The following is a 19,972-nucleotide window of genomic DNA, read 5'->3' on the forward strand; positions in this document are numbered from 1 at the left end:
TCAGCGCGTCACGATCACGCTCGAACCATGGCCGAACAGCCCCTGGTTGGCGGTGATGCCGACCCTGGCGCCCTCGACCTGGCGTTCGCCGGCCTGGCCGCGCAGCTGCCAGGCGAGCTCGCACACCTGCGCGAGCGCCTGCGCGGGGACGGCCTCGCCGAAGCAGGCCAGGCCACCCGACGGATTGACCGGCAGCCGTCCGCCGATCCGGGTCGCGCCCTCGCGCAGCATCGCCGCGGCGTCGCCGCGCGCGCACAGCCGCAGATCCTCCATCCAGTCGAGCTCGAGCGCGGTCGACAGGTCGTAGACCTCGGCGACCGACACGTCCTCGGGGCCGATCCCGGCCTCCTCATAGGCCTTCATCGGCAGCGCCGCGCGGAAGCTGTGGGCATCGGCGGCGACCGCGCTGTCGGTGGCGAGGTCGGGCATCTCGATCACCGCCGAGGCGAAGGTCGGGGTGACCGTCGAGATCGCCGCGATCCGCGGCGCGTCGGCCTTGCCGATCCGGCGCGCATAATCGAGGCTGCACACGATCAGCGCGGCGCCGCCGTCCGAGGTCGCGCAGATGTCCATCAGCCGCAGCGGATCGGCGACCATCGCCGACGCCGCGACATCCTCGGCGGTGAACGCCTTGCGATAGCGCGCCTTGGGGTTGGTCAGGCCGTGGGCGGCATTCTTGACCTTCACCGCGGCGAAATCGGCCTGGGCGTCGCCGTACATCTCCATCCGCCGCCGCGCATAGAGCGCGAAATAGGTCGGGTTGGTGATCCCGACCCGGAAGCGCACCCAGTCGGGATCGTCGGGACGGTGGCCCTTGGCGGGGGCAAGGAAACCCTTGGGGGTGGTGTCGGCGCCGATCACCAGCGCGACCTCGGCCTGGCCGGCGAGGATCTTGGCGCGCGCCGCCGCCAGCGCCTGCGATCCGCTCGCGCAGGCGGCATAGCTGGTGTTGACCTCGGCGCCCTGCCAGCCGAGCGCCTGCGCGAAGGTCGCGCCGGCGACATAGCCCGGATAGCCGCAGCGCATCGTCGCCGCACCCGACACGAAGCGCACATCGCGCCAGGCGATCCCGGCATCGGCGAGCGCCTCCTGCGCGGCGGCGACGCCATAGTCGACGAAGCGCCGGCCCCATTTGCCCCAGGGGTGCATGCCGACGCCGATGATCGCGATCTCGCCGCTCATGCCCGGTCCTCCAGCGGCTTCCATTTCCACACGAGCTTGCCCGCGGGGTCCTCGGCATCGGCGATCGTCTCGACCACCAGCTCCATCGCCAGCCCGGCATGGAGCCGGTCGACCCCGACCCCGGTGACGACCTGCCCCAGCACGATCATCTTCTCCTTGGCCAGCTCGACCGCGGCGATCGCATAGGGCTCGAACGGCTCGGCCGCGACATAGGGTTCGGGCGGCTTGTAGCAGGCGTTGGTGAACGACCAGAGCGTGCCGGTCCGCGACAGCTCGACCGTCTCGAACTGGCTGCTGTCGCAGTCGGGGTTGCGGCAGACGCTCTCGATCTTCGGGAAATAATAGCTGCCGCAGGCGCTGCACTGCGACCCGATCAGATGCGGCGCGTCGCCGGTGGTGAACCAGCCGTCGAGCACGGGCTGGGCGGCGGATGGAGTGGCCGCGCTCATGCCCGCCGCCCCGCCGGATTGTCCTTGAACACCGACGCGCGCATGTCCTTCGGGTCGAGCGCGGCGATCACCGCCAGCGCGGCTTCGTCGGGGGCCGGGGTCTCGCTAAGATCGTCGGGGCGGATCAGCGCGAAGCCGGTCGCGGCCTGGACCTCGTCGAAGCTGACCCCGGGGTGGAGCGAGCGCACCCGCACCGCATGGTTGGGGCCTTCGAAATCCATCACGCACAGATCGGTGACGATCCGCCGGATATCGACCGCGTCGTTGTTCATGCCGGGCTGCCAGCGTGCCGGATTATAGCCGACCCCGCCGACGATATCGACCTCGCCCTCGACGAACACCCGCTTCGAATGATTGGGGACGAACATCGAATTGATATGGTTGGCGCTGTTGCCGGGCAGGCCGCGCATGCCGAGCATCGCGATCTTGGGCTGGGCATAGGGGCCGACCCCCGACAGGTTGGTCTGGCCGAACCGGTCGATCTGCAGCGGGCCGATCATCACATGGCGGCGGCCCGACCAGACGATATCGAACACCCGCGCATAGGACATATAGCCCGACAGCGGCGGCGGCGCCGCGCGCGGCCCCAGCGGGATCGGATCCTCGACGAGGAACGCCTCGCCGTCGGTCATCATCAGCTCGGGGCTGTGGGTCAGCTTGGCGAGCCCGGCGCCGAGCCGCGGCAGCGTGCCGATGCCCGAGGCGAGGATCTCGCCATTGCCGCGGAACGCATCGGCGCAGGCGGCGATCACCAGTTCGGCGAGGGTGAAGTCCTGGGTCATGATATCCTCAAAACACCGGCAGCGGCAGCGCGCCGATCGTGGCGGCGCCGCCCATGCGATCGATGTAGCCGGCCTCGTCGTCGCCGATGACGTCGCGGCGATAGGCGTCCCAGCCGCCGGGCTCGTTGGCGGCCGCGGCGTAGGCCTTCATCGCCTTGTAGTCCCAGCCATGGTGCGGCGGGTTGGTGGTCGGATGCGCGCCGAAGCGGGTCGCGATCACCCCGGTGACGAAGCAGCGCTCATAGAGGCTGTCGCGTGCGGTCGCGGCATCGAGGTCGAGCCGGTCGACCACCTCGTCGGCGCTGACGAAGCAGCGGTCGGCGGCGCGGGCGAAATGCTCGTCGAAGAACGGATCGGGGCCCTGGGTCAGCGTATTGCCCAGCCGGTCGGCCCTGGTCGCGTGGAGCAGCGCGACGTCGAGCTTGAGCGCGGGCATCGCCAGCAGCACCTCGCCATCGTCATAGGGCGAGGTCACCGTGCGGAAATCGGGATTGGCGGCGAGCACGTCGGAGCCAAGGCCCGTGCGGGTCGGCAGGAACGGCACCCGCATCGCCGCGGCGCGCAGGCCCCATTGCAGCAGCCCCTCGTCGAGCTCGCGCGCCTCGAACGATCCGCTCTGCCGCGCCTGGCGGAAGAAGGGATCGGCCGGGATCGCGTCCATCGACACGAAGCCGTAGATCAAGGTGCGGATCTTGCCCGCCGCCAGCAGCATGCCGATCTCGGGCCCGCCATAGGCGACCACGGTCAGGTCCTTGAGGTCGCTGCGCAGGATCGCGCGGACCAGCGCCATCGGCTTGCGGCGCGGCCCCCAGCCGCCGATGCCGATCGTCATCCCGTCGCGCAGCGTCGCGACCATCGCCTCGGCGGTCAGCCGCTTGTCGAATGTCGGTATCACGGGTGCATTCACTGGCCGAAATCCCATTTGTGACCCCAGAGATCCTCCTTGATCGTGAAGGTCGGGGTGAAGCTGGACCAGTCGGGAAAGCGTTCGCCGTCGCAGCCATATTCGATGTCGAATCCGCTCGGGGTGCGGACATAGAAGCTCAGCATCTTGTCGTTGGTGTGCCGGCCGATCGTCGCCGAGATATGCGCGCCGGCCGCCAGCGCCCGGTCATAGGCCAGCCCGACATCGTCGATCGTCGGCACCTCGACCATCGTGTGGATCAGCCCGGTCGGTGCCGGAAATTCGCCGACCGCGACCGTGTGGTGGCGCGGGCCGGTGGCGTGCATGAAGCTCATCCCCAGCCCCTGTTCGGGGCCGCCGGGGAAATGGACGCGCATCTCGTCGCTGTCGCCGAAGCCGAGCAGATCCTTGTAGAAGGCGCGGGTCTCGGCATAGGCGCTGGTCGGCAGCACGACATGGCCGAAGCCCATCTCGCCGGTGACGAAGCCGGGCACCCCGACCGGCGACACGAACGGCGTCCCCGCGACGGTGTTGCCCCAGCACAGCTCGATGCCGTTGCCCGCGGGATCGGCGAAGCCGGCAAAGGCGCGGACATGGCGCTCGGCACAGGCCGCGGCGTCGCCCTCGCGCACCACGACCCCGCTGCCGCGCACCCGGTCGAGCACCGCGCGGTAATCGGCCTCGCTCGCACATTCGAGCCCCGCGCACAGATAATGGTCGGTGTCGCCCTGCTCGATGCGGAAGCGCCATGGCCGCGCGTCGATCCGTACCAGCAACCGTCCGTCTTCGTTGCGCGTGGTCGCGCCGATCACCGTCTCGGCGAACGCGGTCCACGCCGAAAGATCGCGTGCCTGAACGCGGATATAGGCGAGCGATCTTACCGCCATGGCCTGTCGTCCTCCCCTGAAAACCTCTTTGCTTTGCCCCATCCGTCTATCGGGCGCTTCGCGGCGTTTCAAGCGCTATACGTGAAAAAATCTGCAATCTGATACGCACATCGTTATTGAAATGCCAAATATGCCGCATGTCGCGAAGCGATAGCCGCTTTGATCCCTTGCGCTGGCCGGGGTTCGCCGGATAGAGTCGGCGCGACACGAAACATCCGGCGCGTGGGGTTCGCGCAGCCGGAGAGGGGAGGGCAGCGATATGGCCGATGGCGACGCCACGATCCGGATCGACGATCTCGCGCACCCGCGTCTGACCGCGGCGCAGCGCGCGGCGATCGCCGCCGCGCCGCCGGTGACCTTCACCGTCGAGGCGGTGCTCGGCGCCGCCCGCGCCGCCACCGGCCTCGCCGATTTCGGCGCCGATGATTTCCGCGATCGGCTTACGGTCTGGCTGCGCAGTTTCGAGGAGGATCAGGGGCTCGGCCCGCTCGGCCGCGCGACCCTGTTCGGCGAATGCGTACGCTATGCCATCACCCGGCTACGCATGTGCGACATCTGGACGCGCGATCCCGCCATCGCGCGGGTCGCGATCGACCGGCCGATCATGGTCGCCGGGCTGCCGCGATCGGGCACCACCCATCTCGTCAACATCCTCGCCGCCGATCCGCGGCTGCGCTCGACGCCCTTGTGGGAGACGATGGAGCCGATCCCCGGCCCCGACGATATCGGCGATCCCGACCCGCGCTATGTGCGCACCCGCGCAATGTGGGGCGGGTTCGAGGCGCTGTTGCCGCTGATGCCGGCGATGCACGAGATGGACCCCGACCATGTCCATGAGGATATCGAGTTCCAGGGGCCCGATTTCTCCTCCTACCTCCCCGAATGGCTGAGCCGCCCCACGCGCTGGCGCGACTATTATGCCGCGCATGACCAGACCCCGCATTATGCCTATGCGAAGCGGGTGATGCAGGCGCTGACCCCCAAGTCCGGGCCGGGGCGTTGGCTGGTGAAGTCGCCGCCGCACATGGAGAATCTGCCGGCGCTGATGGCGATCCACCCGACCGCGATCGTGCCGGTCACCCACCGCGATCCGGTCGCGGTGCTCCAGTCGGCGATCACGATGATCGCTTATGGAGACCGCATCCGCCGCAGCCATATCGATCTCGCCGCGCTCGCCGATTACTGGATCGATCGCATCGAGCGGCTGCTGCGCGCCTGCGTGCGCGACCGCGCGGTGGTGCCCGCAAGCCAGTCGATCGACATCCTCTTCCACGACTATATGGCCGACCAGAAGGCGACCATCGCCCGGGTTTACGCGCTTGCCGATCTCGAGCTGACCCCGGCGGTCGCGGCGCGGATCGACGCCTTCCTCGCCGCCAACCCGCGCGGCCGGCTCGGCCGGGTCGTCTATGATCTGCAGGGCGATTTCGGGGTCGATATCGGCGCGCTGCGCGAACGTTTCGCATTTTACTATGACCGCTTCCCGGTCCGCCGCGAGCCCGTCCTGGGAGAACGGACATGAATGACGCCCTCGATGCCGCCAAGGCCGGCCGGCTGCTCTCGGGCCGCGCCTGGGACGATTATTGCGAGACCGTCCGCCGCGCCGGCCATATGGTCGAGCTGTTCGGCGACGCGGCCGACGCGCTCGACCGGGCCGAATGGTATCGCTTCGTCACCCGGCTGATGCGCAACGGCTTCGAACGCTTCGTCGAGAATTGCGAGCCCGAACGGCCGCGGCTGCGCGACGCGCCGTGGCGCCAGGCAATCAACTTCCAGTCGCCCGACCAGGACCATCTCCTCGCCGAGTTCGTCGACGGCAGCCATGATTATCGCATCACCGGCAACCGCGGGACGATCCCCTATTTCGTGATGGCGTCGTGGCGCGCGCCGCAGCCCGCCGAGATCGGCGCGCGCGACTGGGCCGAAGCCGGGGTGGATGGGCTCGCCACGTTCGATCCGGCGACGCTCACCACCACCGGTTTCCTGCAGAGCGATGCGATCCATTTCGACGCCGACGGCCGGTTCGAGGTGATCGTCAGCCGCGAGCGGCCCGCGGACGGGCGCGACTGGCTACCGATCTCGGGCGACTGCGTCGGCCTGCTGGTCCGCACCGTCTATCATCTGCGCGAGGAGACGATCGCGCCTTCCATGCGGATCGAGCGCTGCGACGGCGCCGTCCCGCGGCCGATCCGCCCCGCCGACATGGCCGATGCGATCGCCAAGGCCGGCCAGGTCGTGCTCGGCTATGCCGAGCTGGTGCGCCGCTGGTGGCAGGACAATCTCGCGCGCCGCCCCAACCGCATCCGCTTCAGCCGCGCGGTCTATCTGTCGAACGGCGGCGTCCCCGATCGCCACCACGGCTTCGGCACCTGGGACTGCGCGCCCGACGAGGCGCTGGTGATCCGCTTCACCCCCGTCGCGTGCGATTACTGGATCTTCCAGCTCTGCAACATCTGGCAGGAAAATCTCGACAATTATGAGGAAGGCGGCGGCCATGTGCAGAAATACCGCGCCCGCCACGAACCCGACGGATCGGTGCTGATCGTCGTCGCCGCGCAGGATCCCGGCATCGGCGGCAACCGCATCGACCCCGACGGCCACCGCCATGGCGGGATGAGCCTGCGCTTCATCAAGACCGCCGGCGACCCGCCGCCGGTGACGCTCCACCGGCTGCCGGTCGCGGCGCTGCGGTCGCGCGGGCTGGCGGCGCTCGCCGATGTCGCGCCGATCGTCAGCGGCGAAATCACCGACTGAGGGGGATGGTTTGCGCCAAATCTTACCGTCGCCCCGGCCTTGTGCCGGGGTCCATGGCTCTCTCCCCGGAGGCCACCGTCGATGGCTGGGCGTGGTGGCGCGAACGGGGCGATGTTCGAGAGCTTCCCGCCCGACGCACCAGCCATGGACCCCGGCACAAGGCCGGGGCGACGGGGTTGGGTCGGGGCTCATCGGGGCGGCTCAGGCTGGTGGTCGAGGTCTGACCCGCACGCAGACCGAACCGAAATGCGAATGCAGCAGGACAAGGGAACCGAGATGAGCTGGACCGATCTGGACTATGACTTCGCCGGCACCCGCGTGCTCGTCACCGGCGGCACCAGCGGTCTCGGCGCCGCGATCGCCGCCGCCTATCGCGATGCGGGCGCGCGGGTGACGATCACCGGCACCCGTGCCGACGCCGCCGACTATGACGCCGACCTGTCGGGCTATCGCTATCTCGCGCTCGACGTCGAACGCGCCGATCAGGTCGATGCGGTCGCCGCCGCGCAGGACGATCTCGATATCCTCATCAACAATGCCGGGCTCGCGCTCGCCTCGACCGGGCTCGACGAATATGATCCGGCGATCTTCGACCGCTCGCTGGCGATGCATTTGTCGGCCGCCTACCGGATGGCGCATGGCTGCCGCGCCGCGCTCGCGCGCAGCACCCGGCCGGGCGGCGCGTCGGTGGTCGGCATCGCCTCGATGACCTCCTATTTCGGGATCGAACTGATCCCCGGCTATGGCGCCGCCAAGACCGGGCTGGTCGGGCTGACCCGGGTGCTCGCGGTCGCCTGGGCGGCGCAGCGCATCCGCGTCAACGCGGTCGCCGCCGGGCTCACCCGCAGCGCGATGACCGCGGGCACCTTCGACCAGCCCGACTGGACCCGGCCGACCCTCGACCGCACCCCGCTCGGCCGGCTCGGCGAGCCGGTCGACATCGCCGGGCCGGTGCTGTTCCTGACCAGTTCGGCGGCGAGCTGGATCACCGGCCAGGTGCTGCCGGTCGACGGCGGTTTCACGGTGGCGGGCTGATGGCGCGCACCCTGGTGCTCGCCGCCGGCACGGTGCAGGCGACGCCGTTCCTCGACCGGCTGCTGCCCGCGCGCGCCGCCGGCTTCGACGCGGTGTCGATCTTCGCGAGCGACTATGAGGCGGTGACCGCGACCGGCATCGATGCCGCCGAACTGCGCCTGCGCGTCGCCGACGCCGGATTGGCGATCACCGAGGTCGAGATCGTCGGCAACTGGCTGCCCGGCGCGCGCCACAAGCCCGGCATGCCGGCCTGGCTGATCGCGCTGCTCGATCGCATGACCCCCGAGCGGGTGATCGCCATCGCCGCCGCGGTCGGCGCGCGCGGCATCACCATCGGCGAGATGTTCGGGATCGATGTCGATGTCGACCGCGGGGCCGAGGCGTTCGCCAGTGTCTGCGCGCGCGCCGCCGACCACGGCCTCACCGTCGCGCTCGAATATATTCCGACCGGCGGCATCGCCAATCTCGACCAGGCCTCGGCGATCGTCGATCGCGCCGGCGCCGCCAATGGCGGGCTGCTGGTCGACGCCTGGCATTTCTTCCGCAGCGGTTCGCGCCTCGACCAACTCGCCGCGCTGCCGGGTCATGCGATCGCCAGCATCCAGCTCTGCGACGCGCCCGCCATCGCCGAGGCCGATCTCGACCATGCGATGGTCCACGACCGGCTGTTGCCGGGCGAGGGCGCGCTCGATCTGCAGGGCTTGTTGGCCGCGCTCGCCGGCACCGGTACCGATGCGCCGATCGCGATCGAGGTGTTTTCCGATGCGCTGGCGGCGCTGCCGATCGACGAGATCGCCCGGCGCTGCGCCACCAGCGTCCACGACCTTCTGCTGGAGAATGCGCGATGATCGACCCCAAACCCGGCGCGGTCGTCGTCGGCACCGGCTTCGGCTTGTTCACCCATGTCCGCGCGCTGCGCGAGGCGGGGTTCGAGGTGCGCGCGATCGTCGGCCGCGATCGCGCGCGCACCGCGGCGCGCGCCGCGCCGCTCGGCATCCCGCTCGCCACCGACAGCCTCGCCGAGGCGCTCGCCGATCCGGCGACCGTGCTGGTGACCGTCGCGACCCCGCCGCACGCCCATTACCCGGTGGTGATGGAGGCGATCGCCGCTGGCCGCCATATCGTCTGCGAGAAACCGTTCGCGCGCGACCTGCCCCAGGCGCGCGCGATGCGCGCCGCCGCCGAACGCGCCGGCATCGTCCATATGCTCGGCGCCGAGTTCCGCTTCGAATCGGCGCAGGCGCTGCTGCGCCGCATCGTCCAGGACGGGCTGATCGGCGCCCCGCGCCAGTTCCTGCGCATCCACCACCAGCCCGGCCTCCAGGACCCCGCCGAGGCGCTGAGCGACTGGTGGGAGGATGCCGCGCAGGGCGGCGGCTTCCTCGGCGCCTTCGGTACCCATATGATCGACCAGATATTGTCGACGATCGGTCCGGTCGCCCGGATCTCGGCGGTGTTGCAGACCCTCGCCCCCGGCCGGCCGCACATGACCGCCGACGACAGCTACAGCGTCCAGATGCTGTGCGAAAACGGTGCCACCGCGCTGATCGTCGCCGCGCTTGCCGCACCCGGTCCGCTGGTGATGACCACCAAGATCGTCGGCAGCGCCGGCGGCGCCTGGATCCAGAGTGGCGCCGTCTTCGGCGAGCCCGAGCAGGTGTGGGTCGATGATGGCGGCGGTCCGCGTCCGATCGCGATGCCCGCCGATCTCATATACCCGCCGCCGACCCCGTTCCCGGTCGCCGAGCTGATCCAGACCGAGCAGGATCGCTGGCACACGATGGGCATCGACGTCGCCCCTTATGCCCGGCTGTTCGGCGAGATGCGCCGGCGCATCGCCGGCGAGGCGATCGTCGCGCGCGAAGTCGCCGGCGACTTTGGCGATGCCGCGCGCGGCCAGGCGGTGCTCGACGCCGCGCGCCTGTCCGCGGCCGAGCGGCGCTGGGTTGATGTCGAGCCGGTTTGACCATTTTGAAATACGCATGATGCGTTGTTAATCTCACAGATTGACGATATGCGTAAAAATATCATCCTGTAAGTGAGGTAATGTGCTTCCCGAGCCCGCAACCCTTGGCGCCCTGATCGACGCGGCCGCGGCCCGCTGGCCCGACCGCGTCGCGCTGCAGGAGGAGGATGGCCGTCGCCTCGATTTCGCCGCCCTGCGCGATGCAGTGCGCGCGGTGTCGCGCAGGCTGCTCGCGACCGGCGCCCGCAAGGGCGATCGCTTCGCGATCTGGGCGCCCAACAGTGGCGCCTGGGCGATCGTCGCCGCCGGCGCGATGCAGATCGGGCTGGTGCTGGTGCCGCTCAACACCCGCTTCAAGGGGCAGGAGACCGCCGATATCCTGCGCCGCGCCGCGGTGAGCCGGCTGTTCACGATTCGCGGTTTCCTCGGCATCGACTATGCGGCGATGCTCGATGGTCATGATCTGCCGGCGCTGGGCGAGATCGTCTATCTCGACGCGCTCGCCGACTGGATCGGCGACGCCGGCCAGGGCGATGACGCCGCGCTCGACGCCGCGATCGCCACGGTCGCGCCCGACGATGTCGCCGACATCTTGTTCACCTCGGGCACCACCGGTTCGCCCAAGGGGGCGATGAGCCTGCACAGCCAGAATCTGCGCAGCTTCGACGCGTGGAGCGACGCGGTCGGGCTGGTCGAGGGCGACCGCTATCTGATCGTGAACCCCTTCTTCCACAGCTTCGGCTACAAGGCGGGCTGGCTCGCCTGCCTGCTGCGCGGCGCGACCGCGCTGCCGGTGGCGAGCTTCGACGCCGCCACGGTGCTCGCCCGGATCGCGGCCGATCGCATCACCGTGCTGCCGGGGCCGCCGACGATCTTCCAGTCGCTGCTCGACGCGCCCGGCCGCGACGCGCACGACCTGTCGACGCTGCGGCTGGCGGTGACCGGCGCGGCGAGCGTGCCCGCGTCGCTGCTGCGGCGGATGCACGACGAGCTCGGCATCCCCGACGTGCTCACCGCCTACGGCCTCACCGAAAGCTGCGGGGTGGTCAGCGCCACCCATGCCGGCGATCCGGTCGAACTGGTCGCTGCGAGCTGCGGCACCCCGATCCCCGGGGTCGAGGTGCGGCTGGTCGATGCGGCCGGCGCCGACGTCGCGCCGGGGATGCCCGGCGAACTGCTGGTGCGCGGCTTCAACGTGATGAAGGCCTATCTCGACGATCCGGCGGCGACCGCCGAGGCGATCGACCGCGACGGCTGGCTGCGCACCGGCGACATCGCCACAAGCGACGCCCGCGGCTATCTGCGCATCACCGACCGCGCCAAGGACATGTTCATCTGCGGCGGCTTCAACTGCTACCCCGCCGAGATCGAGGCGCGGCTGCTCGATCATCCCGACGTCGCCCGGGTCGCGGTCGTCGGCCGTCCCGATCCGCGGATGGGCGAGGTCGGCCACGCCGTGATCGTTCCGACCGCGCAGGCTTCGCGCGACACTGCCGCGCTGCTGCGCTGGTGCCGCGACGCGATGGCCAACTACAAGGCCCCGCGCACCGTGGAGTGGGTCGACGCCCTGCCGACCAACGCCGCGGGCAAGGTCCAGCGGTTTCTGTTGAGGTAGGCGAAACAAAAAGCCCCTCCCTTTCAAGGGAGGGGTTGGGGGTGGGTGGCGAGCGCAGCGAGCTTCCCGAAGGTTCGGCGAGAGTTACACCAGGGGCATCGAGCCCCTGGTTCCGCGACCCACCCCAACCCCTCCCTTTCAGGGAGGGGCTAGAAAGATTACGCCACCACCTTCACCGCCCCGCGCTTGTCGACCACCGTATGCCGCCCGTTCACCCGCTTCTGGAAATCCCCCGCCTGCGCGATCGGGTTGTAGAATTGGCGGTACCAGATCCGGCATTTGTCGGTCGGCCCGTCGCCGCGCACCATCAGCGGCGCGAAGCACGGCTTCTTGTGCGCCCAGATCTCGAAATCCTGCGCGAACGCCTCGACCGAGGCCTGCTGATAGGCGCGCGCCATCGGTATGTCGGCGTCGGTCGCTTGGCGGCCCATGTCGACCATCAGCGCGTGCCAGACATGGATCTTGCCGTCCTCGACCGGGGTGTGGGCGATCAGCATATGGGTCGGGAAGCTGCCGCGCATCGACGATTGCAGGATCGCCGGCCCGGTATACCAGGTGTCGAGCTCGAGCAGCCCTTCGCCCTCCTGGACGAGGGTGCGGTGGCCCGCGCCGAACATCTGCCACTGCACATGGTCGTCGAACTCGTTGTAGAAATATTCGATGTCGCGCGATCCGTGGATCGGCACGAAATGGGCGAAGTCGGTCATATTGTCGACGACCTCGATCGGATGCTGCGGCAGTTCGCCAAGATCGTCGATCGCCCATCGCACCCAGTTCACATTGTCCCACGCCTCGAAGGCCGGCAGCGGATGGTCGGGTTCGTTGCCCTCGACATCGTGCCACATCCAGATGATCCCGGCGCGCTCGACCACCGGCCAGGTCTTGATGAACGCCGCCTTGGGCGGCTTCTGGTCGCTATAGGGGATCTGGTTGCAGCGGCCGTCGGGCCCGAACCGCCAGCCATGGAAGGGGCAGCGGATCGACTCGCCCTCGATCCGCTCATTGTCGCGGACGATGTACGAGGTCTCGTTGCGGCCGAGATGCGCGCCCATATGCGGGCAATAGGCGTCGACGAGATGCGGCGTCCCCGACTCGCCGCGATAGAGCACCATGTCCTGCGCGAAGAAGCGCAGCGGCATCGGCGTCGTGCCGAGCTTGGCGGCGTCGGCGATCATATGCCATCCGCGTGCGAAAACATGCTCGCCCAGTCGATAATCGGCGGTCTGCGCCATCTGCTGCTCTCCGGTCCGGGCGGTCATGCGCCGCCGATTGCTGCAGCCGTCATAGCATGTTCGAAGATGCTGGAGCGTGCACTCCTCCTGTGCAATATTGCACGGCATGGCGATCGAGTGGGACGATGTCCGGGTGTTCCAGTCGGCGGTGCGCGCCGGCGACTACAGCAACGCCGCGCGCAAGCTCGACATGGACCGCACCACCGTCGGTCGCCGCTTCGCCCGGCTCGAACGCGCCACCGGTCGCGCCTTGTGGGAACAGACCGCCGACGGCTATCGCCCGACCGAGGCCGGCCGCGCGGTGATCCGCGCCGCCGCGGCGATGGAGCGGGCGATGGCGCGCCTCGCCGGCGATCTCGCCGATGCCGGTGCGGCGGTCGCCGGGCCGGTGCGGGTCGCGGGCACCGCCGGGATCGGCGCGGTGCTGTTGCCGGCGATGACCGATTTCCTCGCCCGTCACCCGGCGGTTGCGATCGAGCTGGTCGGGGCGCGCGACGCGATCGCCGCGGTCCAGCAGCGCCACGCCGATATCGGTTTCGCGATCGCGCGCAGCAAGCCGCGCGACCTCGCCGGCACCCGGCTGTGCGGCTTCGGCCATCGCCTCTATGCCCGCGCCGGTGCCGCCTCGGACCGCCCGATCGGCTGGGGCCATGCGATGATGCTCGCCAACCCCCAGCCCTGGGCGCGGCTCAACGCCCTGCCGCCCGACCGGCGCGGGCTCGAGGTCGACGGCGTCGCGGCGATGCACGCGGCCGTCCGCGCCGGCCTCGGCCGCGCCTGGCTGTGGGACGCGCTCGGCGATGGCGACCCGCTGCTGCAGCCGCTGCCCGACGCGGCCCCGGCAGCGGCCGACGCCGCGCTCTGGGTGATCCACCGCAGCGACTTCGAGGTCGAACCCGCGGTCGCCGCGCTGCGCGACGCCGCGCCGGCGATCGTCGAAGCGGTCATGCGGGGAGGGGCGGCTTAGGCCTGGCCTGGGCGAACGGCCGGGGCTGGTTGTCCGGCGACGCCTCGATGTCGGACAGCCTCCCGGCAGGCGCGTCGATCTAAATCCGGAGCATCTTCATTTTCGCGACCGGATCTCCTCGGCGCGACGCTCGCATGCTTCGGCCAAGCGGACGAAGGACTCTTCGATGGTGCCGCCGATGCCGGCATGTTTGCCGTCGCTTCGGATCCGTTTCATCATCTGTTTGGCGGTGCGGCGATAGCGCTTTGCATCACGCAAAAGCGCATCGGTGTCGTTCGTGTCGATGATGATTTCCTCATTCTCGAACCGGATCGGCACCTCGACCATGGAAGCTTGTCCCGTTGCGATCTGTCGATCGGGCATGAGGAGCACATTGGCATCCGCGTCGAATGGCAGCAATCGGAATGCGCCGTACAATTCCGGAAAGTCTACCGATCGCGTCGGGATAATAGGGTTAATGACGATCGGTAGCGCGATCGCCCGACGCCATAAAAAAGAAAATTCGTTGCGGGCAAGACGAACCGCGCGGCATGTGAACCGTTGTATCGTTACAGCCTGCGATCGGGTGATCTGGTTCACCGACTATTTACAATTGCGGTTCGATTGGCAGTTGTGCGCGTCTCACATGCTGAACATGAAATATTATTCATCTGGAATTCACGAGACATCGCGTTTACAGCGACCTAGTGGGGGGTCGCAAATTTTAACAAGGGTCTGATTGAATGATTGAAGATAATGAACTGGTTGCCATCACCGCTGACATCGTTGCCGCCCATGTCAGCAACAACAGCGTTGCGCTGAGCGATGTTCCCACGCTGATCGCCAATGTCCATGCCGCGCTCGCCGGCCTCGGCACCCCGGCCGTCGAGCCGGTCGCGATCCAGGAACCCGCGGTGTCGATCCGCTCGTCGATCAAGAACGACTATATCGTCTGCCTCGAGGACGGTAAGAAGCTCAAGATGCTCAAGCGTCACCTGATGACCCATTATCAGATGACCCCCGACCAGTATCGCGCCAAGTGGAAGCTGCCCGCCGACTATCCGATGGTCGCCCCGGCCTATGCCGCGACCCGCAAGGAACTCGCGCTCAAGATCGGCCTCGGCCGCAAGCCCGGCACCAAGGTCGCCCCGGCCAAGGCCGCTCCCAAGCCGCGCGCCAAGGCCGCCATCGCCGCCGAGTGATCGCCAGGCGCTGTCGAACGAAGAAGCCGGGTTCACGCCCGGCTTTTTTGTGTCCGGCGTTAAATGCAGGGACATGGCGTAATTGAGCAGCGTTTGGCACGCTGCGACACGGGCCATCGATAGCGATTAACAGCAAGTCGCGCCTGGCTATTTCTCCGCCTCCGTTGAAGAAATGCACAGGCGGCTGAAGGAGTCTGCAAGGCTCGCTAACCCGCCGCTCGATTCATTGCCTCCGATCGGCGCGCTCGATAGTCTGCCGGGAGAGAGCTATTGGGGGCTCTTGAGAGGCGGGGCATTCTGATGTGGAGCGTTGGGCCTTTCTGCTGCCGCTGAGTGCGGCGCTCGTCACCGTTGCTGTTCCCGAGCCCGCTCGCGCGGCCGATACGCTGTCGGTTTCGCTCAAGGCCGGCGGCTTGGCCGATGCCTTGCGCGAACTGTCGCTGATCAGCGGCACCGGCATCCTCTTTTCACCGGACGTGGTCGGCAACCGTCGGAGCCCTCATGTCGTCGGGAGGATGCGCCTCGACAGCGCGATCGCACAGCTGCTCGCGGGGACCGGACTCGATTTTCGGCGCACCGGCGCCGGCACGATCGTCATTTTCGCGGTTCCGGAAGCGGAAGCCGGGCCGGCGATCCCCGAGATCCTCGTTGTCGGCCAACGGACGCAGAATGTCGACATCCGCCGCGGCGAAATGGACATCCAGCCTTACCAGGTCGTGACGGCGCGAGATATCGCATCGTCACCGGCCGACACGGTCGACCAGTTCCTCCGCACCCGGCTGCCGAGCAATGCCACGTCGCTGCCGCCCTCCCAGGTTCCGAACGCCGACGTCGCCAGCAATCGTTCGGAGGTGGATCTGCACGGCCTCGGCGCGGGGCAGACCCTCATATTGGTCGATGGCGCCAGGATGCCGGCCATTCCCGTGCAGGGGCGGACGCTCTTCCATCAGCCCGATCTCAACGGCTTGCCGCTCATGGCGATCGACCGGGTCGAGAGCCTGACCGCGACCGCCGGCGGAATCTACGGGCCCAGCGCGACCGGCGGCGTCGTCAACGTCGTTCTCAAGCGCGACTATCGCGGCGCCGATCTCAGCGTAAATTACGGACTGACGGCGCGAGGTGATGCGCCGCTCCGGCGTATCGAGGGCCGGATCGGCTTCACCCCGGATCAGGGGCGCACCGATGCGATGATCATCTTTTCGCGATCCGACGCCCATGGGCTCGCGATCGGAGCGCGCAACTATCTGCCTGCGGTACGGGCGATCGAGGCCGGGCGCGACCCGGTCGGGTCGATCCAGAACATTCCGCTGAACGGCATCGTCATTCAAAGCTTTTACCCCGGCAACCTGTCGCTGAAGCCGGCGTTCGGTGGCGCCAGTCTCGGATCGGCGTTCACCTTTCTGCCGATCGGCTATGCCGGCGTCGCCAGTGACGCGGGGGCATCGCTCGCTGCAAACGCCGGCAAATTGCCCCTCGAGCTTTCGCCCGACAATAATGGGACCGGCCGGTCGCTCGTCAGCCACACCGAGGTCACATCGCTGTTGGCGAACGTTCGCCACCGCATCTCCGACGATGTCGAAGCTTTTGTCGATCTCATCGCCTATCAGAACGACAGCCGCGCCGACGACTTCGTCAATCTACCGTCGGTTCAGCTGATCGCGCCCGACGCGCCGACCAATCCGTTTCGCCAGCCGCTGATGGTCTCGATCCCATATCCCGGCTTCGAGTCCGTGGCGATAAACCGGCTCCGCACCTTCCGCTTGTCTGCGGGCCTCATCTGGGAACTGCCGCGCCGGTGGCGGGCGGAGGCGAGCTACAGCCTGGGACGCGTCCGCAATGCCGTCACGCGGCGCGGCTCCATGCTCAACTATGATTTCGAAGCGGCGATCCGGGGCGGGGTCGCGGGCGCTGGCGCCGAACCGGTGCCCAACCCGTTCGGCGCGTGGGAAAGCTACGTCGCGGCCTTGCAGGCGTACAAGGCGCCGAACTTCCTCCGTTTCGTCCTGCGCAATCGGTTCGACGATGCCAATGTGCGTCTCGCGGGGCCGCTTCTGGCCACCGATGCGGGACCGGTCTCGCTGTCGCTTCTGGCGGAACATCGCCGCGAGAATGTACCGGCGAGCGATCATCTCACCTCCATGGTCGGCAAGGACCGTCTCTCGACCTTCCCCCCATGGCAGCAATCGGTGTCCTCTCTATATGGCGAGGTGCGCGCGCCGCTCCTGACGCGCGACAGCGGGGCGTTGCCGCTACGCGGCCTCGAGCTGCAGCTTGCCCTGCGCTTCGACGACATCGGGTCGCGCGTGCCCGACCGCACGAGCACCGGCTTCAGCGGCAGCTGGTCCAAGGCGCGCCACACCGCGCTGGCCTATACGGCCGGTCTGCGCTTCTTCCCCGCGGCGCATGTGATGGCGCGCGCAAGCATCGCCACCGGCGCGCTTCCTCCGGTGCCCGACCTGCTGGTGTCGCAAAGCACGCAGTTCGGGCCCGGCGGAGTCGCCGATCCCAGGCGCGGTGGCCGGATCGTCGGCAGCGAAGGCCGGCTGGAGCTGCTCTACCTCGGATCTCCGAGCCTGCGCCCCGAGACGGCGCGGTCCTTGTCCGTCGGCCTCGTGCTGAACCCGGAGGGCGGCAGCCGTCCGCGCCTGTCGGTCGACTATACCCATATCGCCAAACGCAACGAGATCAGCACCGTCCATCAGTTGGACGTCGCCTATTTCATCGCGCATGAAAGCGACCTTCCCGGTCGCATCACCCGAGCGCCACTGACGGCTGCGGACATGGCCGCCGGTTTCACGGCCGGCATCATAACCCGCGTCGATACGACGCCGCTCAATATCGGCCGTACCACGCTGGACGCGGTCGACGTCAAGGTCGACTCGAGCTTCGCCATGGGCAGCGACCTGCTGCGCCTTTATGGCGGAATGACATGGCAGCCGCGCCTCCGGCGAAGCACGTCGCCCGAAATCGCCGCTGTCGACTATGTCGGCTTTGGCGATGGACCACTCGCATGGCGCGGCAATATCGGCGCCGATTGGTCGCACGGCAGACTGACGCTCGGCGCGAACGGCCAATATTATCATCGCTATCGGGCGGTCGATGCCGAGCGATCTGCCGGCCGTGCGGATCTCGATCTGGCCGGGGTCCGCATTCCCGCCCAATTCTATGTCGACATCACCGCCGCCTATCGGGTGCGCTTGCCTGCCATCACCGCGTTGCGCGCGCTCGATCTCCGCTTCGGCATCGCCAATCTGTTCGACTGCGCGCCGCCGATCGTGACCGAAAACAGTTCCGGATACAGCTATTATGCAGACCCAAGAGGCCGGCGGTTCGAAGCTACGATCAGCGCGCATTTCTGATGGGTGTAGGACGTGCTAAATGCGGGGCCACTATACCTAATTAAACGGCGCCTGGCATGATGTGGGATTGCCAGCGATGCCCCCGAGTTTGATGGCCGCCCGCCACACAGCGTCAATTCCCATAGCCGATGAGGCGCGAACCCCGATTGGTCTTCTCGACGGGAAACTTGCCCAACGGTTCGAGCAAAGGCTCGATGTCGACTTCGACTTCCAGCCACTCGATCGATCGCAGTTCGGTGGGGCCAAATTCGATCGTGTCCATATATGCCAAGGGGCACATCAAGCTCGGTGGGAAGAACATCCGTTTCGGTTCGTCGACGTCGATGAATTTGACCCACATTTCGCCAATGCCGGGATTTGCCCCTGAGATTGCGCGAAATGCCTTGCGCCATTTGGTGTCGGACATGAACGCAGCGGAGAAGCGCGCCCTGGCCAAACGGCCTGCGATATCGGGATCGAGCTGATCTGGTGGGCGCATCCCGCAAGCATGGCGGGCACCGGAAACGCCTGCAATCTGAAACATTCAAGGAGATTAAGGCGACAACCATATTCCGCCGCCTCCGCTGTAAAGGGCGGCACACCTCGCCAAGCTCAATTACACCATGTACCTGAATTAGAAGCCGGTGCTGGCTCTCTCTTCGATCTTCCGATCGGTGTGCGGATCGTAGCAGGCGAGATAGGAAGCGCCGCCATCCGCGCGGTTTGAGCGAAGTTCGACGCAGTTTCGATCGCTCAGCCGCATCACGATGGGGAAGGTAGGGCTTTCCTGGGGGAAGATGGCCCGGGCATCTTTCCGCGCCATCTCCACCAACATCCTGTCCTCGGGACGAACAAAAAGCCGTGCGTCCCGCATGCGTATCGCGGCGATCGCCAACGCCGAGAGCAAAAGCAGCGCCGAGCCGCCCATGACGATCCGATGGGATATTCGCATGGCGGCAATCTGGCCGCCACGCCCGATGTCCGCAACCAGTCGAAGCGGCTCCGCTAAGAATTAGAGCATTTTCAAGTCGGGTGGAATCACCTGACGGCTCGGAAAATGCGGAAAACAAAGGCAATTTAGAGCATGTCCTGATCAATCTCATCAGGACATGCTCCAGGACCGCGCTACTCCGCCGCCTCCGCCGTAAACGGCAGGCACACCTCGTCGAACCCAAGCACATGCGCGACCCGCCCGAGCCCGACCCACGCCGCGACGCAATTGGCGAGGTCGGCGATCTCGGCGTCCGCATAAGCGCCGCGCATCCGTGTCCAGAAAGCCTCGTCGCCCGCCAGCGCCTTGGGCTCGATCCCGAAGCGCTCGGCGAATTCGATCGCCAGCGCCTCGCGCGGGCTGAACAGGGTCGCGGTCCGCCATTCGTTCACCGCGGCGTAGAAGGCCTCGTCGGGCGCCGGGCCGTTGTCGGCGACGGTGCCGCGGGTGCCGCTGCCCGAGAACATCCCACCCAGATCGCGCGCGGCGCGGAAGCGCTGGCAGATCACGCAGCCGTTGATCTCGGCGGTGCGCGCGCGGGCGCCCTCGAACTCGCGCAGCGACAGCCGCGAATGCTGGTAGACCGCCTTCGAGAAGGCGGCGCCCGCGCTCATGATCTCGGGGGCGAGCTGTTCGGTGGCATAGCCATAAGGATCGTGGCCGCGTGTCGTCGGAACATCGATGCGCAT

Annotated in this window: 19 protein-coding genes; 9 read left to right on the forward strand and 10 right to left on the reverse strand. The window is 67.8% G+C overall.

Features of this window, described 5'->3' with window-relative positions; genetic code table 11:
* From AC1RM6_RS10895 to AC1RM6_RS10915, 5 genes are read right to left on the reverse strand one after another with little or no spacing between them, the layout of a single operon-like run.
* Positions 1–1,182, reverse strand: a complete 1,182-nt coding sequence (locus AC1RM6_RS10895; RefSeq protein WP_493101001.1) for a lipid-transfer protein — start codon at positions 1,180–1,182, stop codon at positions 1–3.
* Positions 1,179–1,631 carry a Zn-ribbon domain-containing OB-fold protein gene (locus tag AC1RM6_RS10900; RefSeq protein ID WP_493101003.1) on the reverse strand — a complete coding sequence of 151 codons (453 nt, stop codon included), beginning with the start codon at positions 1,629–1,631 and terminating at the stop codon, positions 1,179–1,181. Before AC1RM6_RS10900 ends, AC1RM6_RS10895 begins: the two co-directional genes overlap by 4 nt.
* Complete coding sequence (locus AC1RM6_RS10905; protein WP_493101005.1) at positions 1,628–2,413, reverse strand: CoA-transferase subunit beta; 786 nt, start codon at positions 2,411–2,413, stop codon at positions 1,628–1,630. Before AC1RM6_RS10905 ends, AC1RM6_RS10900 begins: the two co-directional genes overlap by 4 nt.
* Positions 2,414–2,420: 7 nt before the next feature.
* A complete protein-coding gene (locus tag AC1RM6_RS10910) occupies positions 2,421–3,308 on the reverse strand; it encodes a CoA transferase subunit A (protein ID WP_493101007.1) in 888 nt (295 codons plus the stop codon).
* Positions 3,309–3,316: 8 nt separating this feature from the next.
* On the reverse strand, positions 3,317–4,204 hold the full coding sequence (locus AC1RM6_RS10915) for a VOC family protein (RefSeq protein ID WP_493101009.1): 888 nt from the start codon (positions 4,202–4,204) through the stop codon (positions 3,317–3,319).
* 259 nt (positions 4,205–4,463) lie between these two features.
* Between AC1RM6_RS10915 and AC1RM6_RS10920 the strand changes: the two genes are divergently transcribed.
* The 6 genes from AC1RM6_RS10920 to AC1RM6_RS10945 all read left to right on the forward strand — a co-directional run bounded on the left by AC1RM6_RS10920 (position 4,464) and on the right by AC1RM6_RS10945 (position 11,574).
* Positions 4,464–5,726 carry a sulfotransferase family protein gene (locus AC1RM6_RS10920; RefSeq protein WP_493101011.1) on the forward strand — a complete coding sequence of 421 codons (1,263 nt, stop codon included), beginning with the start codon at positions 4,464–4,466 and terminating at the stop codon, positions 5,724–5,726.
* The gene (locus AC1RM6_RS10925) at positions 5,723–6,958 is read left to right on the forward strand and encodes a hypothetical protein (protein WP_493101013.1); all 1,236 of its coding nucleotides are present in this window, start codon (positions 5,723–5,725) and stop codon (positions 6,956–6,958) included. The genes AC1RM6_RS10920 and AC1RM6_RS10925 overlap by 4 nt, the downstream gene beginning before the upstream one ends.
* Before the next feature lie 276 nt (positions 6,959–7,234).
* A complete protein-coding gene (locus tag AC1RM6_RS10930) occupies positions 7,235–7,993 on the forward strand; it encodes an SDR family NAD(P)-dependent oxidoreductase (protein WP_493101015.1) in 759 nt (252 codons plus the stop codon).
* Entirely contained in the window at positions 7,993–8,841 is an 849-nt protein-coding gene (locus AC1RM6_RS10935; protein ID WP_493101017.1) for a sugar phosphate isomerase/epimerase family protein, read from the forward strand. Before AC1RM6_RS10930 ends, AC1RM6_RS10935 begins: the two co-directional genes overlap by 1 nt.
* Complete coding sequence (locus tag AC1RM6_RS10940; RefSeq protein ID WP_493101018.1) at positions 8,838–9,959, forward strand: Gfo/Idh/MocA family protein; 1,122 nt, start codon at positions 8,838–8,840, stop codon at positions 9,957–9,959. The genes AC1RM6_RS10935 and AC1RM6_RS10940 overlap by 4 nt, the downstream gene beginning before the upstream one ends.
* A gap of 82 nt (positions 9,960–10,041) precedes the next feature.
* Positions 10,042–11,574, forward strand: a complete 1,533-nt coding sequence (locus tag AC1RM6_RS10945) for a FadD3 family acyl-CoA ligase (RefSeq protein ID WP_493101020.1) — start codon at positions 10,042–10,044, stop codon at positions 11,572–11,574.
* Between the two features lie 158 nt (positions 11,575–11,732).
* Here AC1RM6_RS10945 and AC1RM6_RS10950 read toward each other — a convergent pair whose 3' ends face one another.
* Positions 11,733–12,806 carry a 3-ketosteroid-9-alpha-monooxygenase, oxygenase component gene (locus tag AC1RM6_RS10950; protein WP_493101022.1) on the reverse strand — a complete coding sequence of 358 codons (1,074 nt, stop codon included), beginning with the start codon at positions 12,804–12,806 and terminating at the stop codon, positions 11,733–11,735.
* Positions 12,807–12,882: 76 nt separating this feature from the next.
* On the opposite strand from AC1RM6_RS10950, the gene AC1RM6_RS10955 reads away from it, so the two are divergent.
* Complete coding sequence (locus AC1RM6_RS10955) at positions 12,883–13,773, forward strand: LysR family transcriptional regulator (protein ID WP_493101024.1); 891 nt, start codon at positions 12,883–12,885, stop codon at positions 13,771–13,773.
* 96 nt (positions 13,774–13,869) lie between these two features.
* Here the strand turns inward: AC1RM6_RS10955 and AC1RM6_RS10960 are convergent, their stop codons facing one another.
* Entirely contained in the window at positions 13,870–14,352 is a 483-nt protein-coding gene (locus AC1RM6_RS10960) for a hypothetical protein (RefSeq protein ID WP_493101026.1), read from the reverse strand.
* 143 nt (positions 14,353–14,495) lie between these two features.
* On the opposite strand from AC1RM6_RS10960, the gene AC1RM6_RS10965 reads away from it, so the two are divergent.
* Both AC1RM6_RS10965 and AC1RM6_RS10970 read left to right on the forward strand, forming a co-directional pair.
* Entirely contained in the window at positions 14,496–14,954 is a 459-nt protein-coding gene (locus AC1RM6_RS10965; protein ID WP_493101028.1) for a Ros/MucR family transcriptional regulator, read from the forward strand.
* Positions 14,955–15,256: 302 nt separating this feature from the next.
* The gene (locus AC1RM6_RS10970) at positions 15,257–18,313 is read left to right on the forward strand and encodes a TonB-dependent receptor (RefSeq protein WP_493101030.1); all 3,057 of its coding nucleotides are present in this window, start codon (positions 15,257–15,259) and stop codon (positions 18,311–18,313) included.
* A gap of 112 nt (positions 18,314–18,425) precedes the next feature.
* Here the strand turns inward: AC1RM6_RS10970 and AC1RM6_RS10975 are convergent, their stop codons facing one another.
* From AC1RM6_RS10975 to AC1RM6_RS10985, 3 genes are all read right to left on the reverse strand, one after another.
* Entirely contained in the window at positions 18,426–18,836 is a 411-nt protein-coding gene (locus AC1RM6_RS10975) for a hypothetical protein (RefSeq protein WP_493101032.1), read from the reverse strand.
* A gap of 90 nt (positions 18,837–18,926) precedes the next feature.
* The gene (locus tag AC1RM6_RS10980; protein WP_493101034.1) at positions 18,927–19,244 is read right to left on the reverse strand and encodes a hypothetical protein; all 318 of its coding nucleotides are present in this window, start codon (positions 19,242–19,244) and stop codon (positions 18,927–18,929) included.
* 173 nt (positions 19,245–19,417) lie between these two features.
* Positions 19,418–19,972, reverse strand: coding sequence for a carboxymuconolactone decarboxylase family protein (locus tag AC1RM6_RS10985; protein WP_493101036.1), 555 nt, complete (start codon positions 19,970–19,972; stop codon positions 19,418–19,420).

This window comes from Rhizorhabdus sp. GW822-FHT03C02 (assembly GCF_058801765.1).

Coding starts and splice junctions, on each gene's coding strand:
- AC1RM6_RS10965 (WP_493101028.1), top strand. CDS start 14,496: ATGATTGAAGATAATGAACTGGTTGCCATCACCGCTGACATCGTTGCC.
- AC1RM6_RS10940 (WP_493101018.1), top strand. CDS start 8,838: ATGATCGACCCCAAACCCGGCGCGGTCGTCGTCGGCACCGGCTTCGGC.
- AC1RM6_RS10920 (WP_493101011.1), top strand. CDS start 4,464: ATGGCCGATGGCGACGCCACGATCCGGATCGACGATCTCGCGCACCCG.
- AC1RM6_RS10905 (WP_493101005.1), bottom strand. CDS start 2,413: ATGACCCAGGACTTCACCCTCGCCGAACTGGTGATCGCCGCCTGCGCC.
- AC1RM6_RS10915 (WP_493101009.1), bottom strand. CDS start 4,204: ATGGCGGTAAGATCGCTCGCCTATATCCGCGTTCAGGCACGCGATCTT.
- AC1RM6_RS10895 (WP_493101001.1), bottom strand. CDS start 1,182: ATGAGCGGCGAGATCGCGATCATCGGCGTCGGCATGCACCCCTGGGGC.
- AC1RM6_RS10950 (WP_493101022.1), bottom strand. CDS start 12,806: ATGGCGCAGACCGCCGATTATCGACTGGGCGAGCATGTTTTCGCACGC.
- AC1RM6_RS10985 (WP_493101036.1), bottom strand. CDS start 19,972: ATGCGCATCGATGTTCCGACGACACGCGGCCACGATCCTTATGGCTAT.
- AC1RM6_RS10930 (WP_493101015.1), top strand. CDS start 7,235: ATGAGCTGGACCGATCTGGACTATGACTTCGCCGGCACCCGCGTGCTC.
- AC1RM6_RS10900 (WP_493101003.1), bottom strand. CDS start 1,631: ATGAGCGCGGCCACTCCATCCGCCGCCCAGCCCGTGCTCGACGGCTGG.
- AC1RM6_RS10935 (WP_493101017.1), top strand. CDS start 7,993: ATGGCGCGCACCCTGGTGCTCGCCGCCGGCACGGTGCAGGCGACGCCG.
- AC1RM6_RS10975 (WP_493101032.1), bottom strand. CDS start 18,836: ATGTTTCAGATTGCAGGCGTTTCCGGTGCCCGCCATGCTTGCGGGATG.
- AC1RM6_RS10980 (WP_493101034.1), bottom strand. CDS start 19,244: ATGCGAATATCCCATCGGATCGTCATGGGCGGCTCGGCGCTGCTTTTG.
- AC1RM6_RS10925 (WP_493101013.1), top strand. CDS start 5,723: ATGAATGACGCCCTCGATGCCGCCAAGGCCGGCCGGCTGCTCTCGGGC.